Below are 693 nucleotides of genomic sequence, written 5' to 3' on the forward strand. Positions count from 1 at the left end.
CTTCCAACACCGCGGCGAGGTTTTTCTCCGTCAGCAATTCCTCCGCGGGCCGGGCTGCCAGCCGGCGCCAGGCAAGCAGCAAAAGCCCGGCGGGACCGACGGACCAAAAATCGCCCGGTCGCGCGAGCAGCAAGGCATCGCGCAGTGCGCTTTCATCCTCGACGCGGCCGGCCTGTTTCGCCGTTGCCGCTGCCGCCGAAAGCGCAAGCCGCTGCCGCCAAGCGCCGGCCCACCGCTCCTGCTGGCGAACGACTGCATCGAGCGCGCCGATGGCGGCACCAGCAGCGAGCGCGACGTCATCAACACCTTTTCCCGCAAGGCTTTGCGCATCCGGTACGGCGCGGCGCAGCCAGGCCGGCACCGCTGCCATCGGCGCGGTCGAAGCGGCACCGGCAAGCGTGGCGTAATGACGCGAAAAGGGTTTGGCGCGCAGAATCATTGCAAGCACGATGAATCATGACGGCGCTTTTCGCAACGGAAATAGGCAAAAAGCGCTGTACCTGTAGGCAACACACAACGAATGATAATCTTGCATTATCGTTCGTGTTGGTCTTTATAGAGGAAATGGCCCCTATCGTCGATCAAAACCCCGAAAATCGTACTCGGCATCGCTCCGCTCGACCACAGGAAACGGCGCGGGGTGTCGATCAAATCGCGCAGGTGGCCTCGGCCGGGCACGACACGCCGATCGCC

The 693-nt window shown here is 63.5% G+C and carries 1 protein-coding gene and 1 pseudogene; one reads left to right on the forward strand and one right to left on the reverse strand.

Annotated elements, in window-relative coordinates; translation table 11 throughout:
• A partial coding sequence (locus tag EN750_RS37535; RefSeq protein ID WP_127399488.1) for a DUF1403 family protein occupies window positions 1–439 on the reverse strand: 439 nt, incomplete at its 3' end.
• A 17-nt stretch (window positions 440–456) separates the two neighbouring features.
• Here EN750_RS37535 and EN750_RS40175 point away from each other — a divergent pair.
• Window positions 457–693, forward strand: a pseudogene (locus EN750_RS40175) (hypothetical protein); the annotation flags it as partial.

Origin of the sequence: Mesorhizobium sp. M7A.F.Ca.ET.027.03.2.1, assembly GCF_003999175.1 — a bacterium.
In the GTDB taxonomy this organism is placed as follows: domain Bacteria; phylum Pseudomonadota; class Alphaproteobacteria; order Rhizobiales; family Rhizobiaceae; genus Mesorhizobium.